Consider the following 4,692-nt stretch of genomic DNA (forward strand, 5'->3'; position numbering starts at 1 on the left):
AGCCGTCCACCTCGATACCAAGGTTCTGCTCGGCCACCCGCTTGAGCTCCGGCTCGATCACCAGCGCCCGGATGTCCGGGGTGAGCTGCTGCTCCAGGTCGATGTCGGCGGCGTGGTGAGCGGAGACGACGACGGTGTCCAGCCGGACCGGCCGGTCGCCGTCGTACTCGATGGTCACCTGGGTCTTGCCGTCCGGGCGCAGATAGGGCACGGAGCCGTCACGGCGGACCCGNNGGCCGGTGGTGATCAGCGTTTCGACCGCGACCCGGCTGCGCGGGTCATCCTTGATCATCGCGTCGAGGATGGAGTCACTGATCTGATCAGCGATCTTGTCCGGATGCCCCTCGGTAACGGACTCGGAAGTGAACAGGCGCGTCGCCACGTCATGACCCCCTGGGAGATCCAGTCTGATTCGGGCGAAGTCTACCGGCGGGTACCGGCGGGCAGGCCGACAACGGAGCCATCCGCTACAGCGAGTCGTGTCACGACCAGGTCGAGCACCTGGTGCGCGAGCAGGTCCTTGCTGGTCCGTTCGATGGCGGTCTGCGTGCCGTCCGCGCCGAGAACCACGGCGGCGTTGTGGTCGACCTCGAACCCGAGCCCGTCGCCGACCTGGTTGACGACCAGCAGGTCGGCTTTCTTGCGGGCGAGCTTCTCCCGGCCGAGGGTCACGATGTCCACGCCCGGCCCGCCGGTCTCGGCGGCGAAGCCGACGAGCAGCTGGCCCGGGCGGCGGGCGGCGACGAGCTCGGCCAGCACGTCGGGGTTGTGTGCCAGCGCCACCGGCTCGGGGACACCGTCACCCTTTTTGATCTTGTAGGACGCCCGCGCCACGGGCCGGAAGTCCGCGACCGCGGCAGCCATGATCACAACATCCGCCTGGATCGCCTGGGCGTGCACGGCCTCGCGCAGCTGCGCGGTCGACACCACCGGGATGGTGCGCGCTCCGGCGACGTCCGGCAGCGCCACGTTGGCCGCCACCACGACGGTCTGCGCGCCCCGGGCGAGCGCGGCCCTGGCCAGGGCGTAGCCCTGCCGTCCGCTGGAGGAGTTGCCCAGGAAGCGGACGGGGTCGAGATGCTCCCGGGTGCCGCCGGCGCTGACGACGACCCGCCGGCCGGCGAGGTCCGGCACCGTGCCTGCCCGCTCCGGGCCGGCCGACGTGCTGCCGGCCGGCGTGCTGCCAGCCGGCACGGAGCGGGCTGACGCGGAACGGGCCAGCGCCGAGCGTGCCAGCACGGAACGGGCCAGCGCGGCGAGCTCCACCGGTTCCGGCAGCCGGCCGGCACCGGAGTCCGCGCCGGTCAGCCGGCCCACGGCCGGGTCGACGACCAGGCAGCCACGGGAGCGTAGCGTGGCCACGTTGGCCACGGTGGCCGGGTGCTCCCACATCTCGGTGTGCATGGCCGGGGCGAACATCACCGGGCACCGGGCGGTGAGCAGGGTGGCGGTGAGCAGGTCGTCGGAGCGTCCGGTGGCGGCGCGGGCGAGCAGGTCCGCCGTGGCGGGGATGACGAGCACCAGGTCGGCCTGCCGGCCGAGCCGGACGTGTGCCACCTCGGCCGCGTCGGTCCAGACGTCGGTGGCCACCGGATGCCCGGACAGCGCCGCCCAGGTCGGCTCGCCGACGAACCGCAACGCCGCCGCGGTGGGCACGACCCGGACGTCGTGGCCGGTCTCGGTGAGCTGGCGCAGCACCTCGACCGCCTTGTAGGCGGCGATCCCACCGGAGACGCCCAGCACGACACGGGGACGCCGCACGGCTGCGGGGACGGCGGCACCGGTGCCGCTCACCGTGCCGCTTCCGGTGCCGTTGTCGCTGCCGGCGGTGTCAGCGGACATCAACGGTCATGTCCCGGTGGAACAGGTGTCCCCGATGGCACCGGGTGCCCCGGGGCGCCGGGCGTCCCACATCCGGTGTACCGGGTGTGCTGACGCTGGCACCGGGCGTCCCGGCGACACCTGGACCTGCACCGGTGGCGTGTGGCACCGGTGCGGGTGTGACACGGGGCCGACATGTGGCTGCCGAGGAGGCGTTCAGGAGGCCGGCGGCAGGGGCTCGCCGACGGTCTCGTGCGTCAGCAGACCCGCGTTGATCTCGCGCAGCGCGATGGACAGCGGCTTCTCCTGGGCACTGGCGGTGTCGACCAGCGGGCCGACGTACTCCAGCAGGCCCTCGCCGAGCTGCGAGTAGTAGGCGTTGATCTGCCGGGCCCGCTTGGCCGCGTAGATCACCAGACTGTACTTGGAGTCGGTGGCTTCCAGGAGCTCGTCGATCGGCGGGTTGGTGATGCCTTCGGGCTGGGCGACAGTGCCGGACACGGTGTCCTTCCGCAAACACGGGGCTGTCAGCCCGCTGGCGAACCGACAGCATGGTCAGGATGTGGTCCTGGAGAACAGGGTCAGGGGCGGATGCCCGGGACCGCGGCGGCCCCGCCGGGCCCCGCGACCCGGGGCCGCGGGCCGGTGGGCGTCCACGCCCTCAGCCGCACCCTCGGACCGCAACGGTACGGCCTACATAACAGTAGAGCAGGCAGCGCGGGGAGGGCAGGCGGCCGGACGGCCCGCCGCCGGCCCGGCCGAGGCGCTAGCCCTAGTCGGTGTCCATCAGAGCCACCAGCCGAGCCGCCGCCCGGGTCACGTCGTCGTTGACCACCACCGCGTCGAACTCGGATTCGGCGGCAAGCTCGGTGCGGGCCCGGTCGAGGCGGCGTTCGATCACCTCCGGCGACTCCGTGCCGCGTCCTGTGAGCCGACGGACCAGCTCCTGCCAGGACGGCGGGGCGAGGAAGACGAACCGGGCGTCGGGAATACCCGCACGTACCTGCCGGGCGCCCTGAAGTTCGATTTCCAGCAGGCACGGCACCCCTTCGGCGAGACGGGCCTCCAGCGGCGCGCGGGGGGTTCCATAGGCATGACCGGCGAACATCGCATGCTCAAGAAGCTCACCCTTCTTGACCATCAGGGTGAACTCCTCGACATCAACGAAGTGATACTCCACCCCGTTGGTCTCCCCCGGGCGCGGCGCGCGTGTCGTGCAACTGACCGAAACCCAGACCTCGGGGTGGCGTCGACGCACCTCGGCGACGACGGTCCCTTTCCCGACGCCTGACGGACCGGACAGAACGGTGAGCCGCATCCATACACCGTAGTGTGTTGCGGCCGCACACTCAAAAAAACATGATCGGGTCGGAGTGTGGTCCCGACTGTGGTCGGACGGTGTACCGCCCGGTGTTACGACCCACCGTGGCGGTCACCGGGTAACGGGGGTGACCTGGGCGAGCAGGCCCGCGTGCGGCCCGCGGCCGTCCGCCCCCCTCTCCCCCCGCCGGCCTGGCCGTGCGGGGCCCGCATGCGCGCACGCCCGGTGGCGCACCGGCAGAGACGCGCCGGCAAAGAAACGTCGGTACGGCGGCCCGGCGCGGTGTGGTTGTCACCATTGCCGGGACGCCGTACCAACCCCACTGCGCCCAGAGATATGTGTCATTTGCCTGCCGGCCACCGGTGTTGCTCAGGAACTCGCGAACTCCTGTACCAGTGCGGCACGCTGTTTGGCGCCCAGGCCGCGCAGGCGACGGCTGTCGCTGATCGCGAGCCTCTCCATGATCCTTGTGGCGCGGACGCGGCCGACGCCGGGCAGGGATTCCAGAACAGCGGCCACCTTCATCTTTCCGATGACCTCGTCGGTGTCGGCTCTCTCCAGGACGGACGCGAGGGACACTTCCGCCTTCTTGAGCCGTTCCTTGAGTTCCGCACGCTGCTTACGCGCCAACGCAGCTTTCTCGAGGGCAGCAGCCCTCTGCTCGGGCGTGAGGGGCGGCAGGGGCACGGGTACGCCTCCTTCTTTGGGGTGATCGCGGCGCCGCGCAAGTTAGCGAATAACGGGCGTCTCGGTCCAGCCGGCGGTACGGGCACATCTGCGGACTATTGTCCACAGGACGGGGTCCATACGTTGGTCTGAATCGGGTTGCCGCCACACGCGCCCTTTGCTTTCGGTCGCTCGCGGACCACCGTACCGGGCAGATCCCCTCGAGATGGCCGGAGTGGGGCCTGTGTGATGTCACACCAGGTCAGCGGCACCGTGGCCGGGTCGCCATCCGGCCACGAACCGGGCCGCGGCCGTCCCCGGATCGTCGGCGGCGATGATCGGACGGCCGACCACAAGAAGATCGGAACCTGCGTCGACAGCTTCGGCGGGTGTTGCGGCACGCGCCTGATCATCGGGCCGCGACCCTGCCGCACGGATACCGGGTGTGATAAGAGTCACATCACTTCCGATTTCCGAACGGACCGCGGCAACCTCCCAGGGGCTGCACACCACCGCGCGGGCACCCGCGGCCACCGCCAGTGCCGCGAGCCTGCGCACGACGTCCAACGGTGTCCCGGCGAACCCCACAGCGGCCAGCTCCGCGCCGCCCAGGGAGGTCAGGACGGTCACCGCGGCGACCTCGACGTCGGGCGCGGCGTCGACCGCGGCACGCACCATCGCCGCGCCCCCGGCGGCGTGCACCGTCACGTACCGGGGCGCCAGCCGGGCCACGGAGCGCATCCCCGCGGCCACCGTGTTGGGGATGTCGTGCAGCTTGAGGTCGAGGAACAGCCCGACCCGCCCGTCGGTGGCGGAGGCCTCGACAACGGGGGTGGCGGCGACGGTCGAGGCGGTCGAGGCAGCACCTGCGGGCCCGCCGGCTC

General features: G+C 71.4%; 5 protein-coding genes and 1 pseudogene (1 of these 6 only partly in view). All 6 read right to left on the reverse strand.

Annotated elements, in window-relative coordinates:
* Window positions 1-382 (reverse strand): S-adenosylmethionine synthetase N-terminal domain-containing protein (locus FrCorBMG51_RS23720; RefSeq protein WP_047225227.1); only part of this gene is annotated, 382 nt, incomplete at its 3' end.
* Window positions 383-423: 41 nt separating this feature from the next.
* The gene (locus FrCorBMG51_RS23725; RefSeq protein WP_047225228.1) at window positions 424-1,842 is read right to left on the reverse strand and encodes a bifunctional phosphopantothenoylcysteine decarboxylase/phosphopantothenate synthase; all 1,419 of its coding nucleotides are present in this window, start codon (window positions 1,840-1,842) and stop codon (window positions 424-426) included.
* A 195-nt stretch (window positions 1,843-2,037) separates the two neighbouring features.
* Window positions 2,038-2,322, reverse strand: coding sequence for a DNA-directed RNA polymerase subunit omega (gene rpoZ, locus FrCorBMG51_RS23730; protein ID WP_013874507.1), 285 nt, complete (start codon window positions 2,320-2,322; stop codon window positions 2,038-2,040).
* A gap of 271 nt (window positions 2,323-2,593) precedes the next feature.
* Entirely contained in the window at window positions 2,594-3,139 is a 546-nt protein-coding gene (gene gmk, locus FrCorBMG51_RS23735; protein ID WP_047225229.1) for a guanylate kinase, read from the reverse strand.
* A 372-nt stretch (window positions 3,140-3,511) separates the two neighbouring features.
* Complete coding sequence (gene mihF, locus FrCorBMG51_RS23740) at window positions 3,512-3,829, reverse strand: integration host factor, actinobacterial type (protein ID WP_013874509.1); 318 nt, start codon at window positions 3,827-3,829, stop codon at window positions 3,512-3,514.
* Window positions 3,830-4,060: 231 nt separating this feature from the next.
* Window positions 4,061-4,692, reverse strand: a pseudogene (gene pyrF, locus FrCorBMG51_RS28825) (orotidine-5'-phosphate decarboxylase) (it continues 269 nt past the right edge of the window).

The sequence above is a fragment of the Protofrankia coriariae genome (genome assembly GCF_001017755.1).
GTDB classification, from domain to species: Bacteria; Actinomycetota; Actinomycetes; order Frankiales; family Frankiaceae; genus Protofrankia; species Protofrankia coriariae.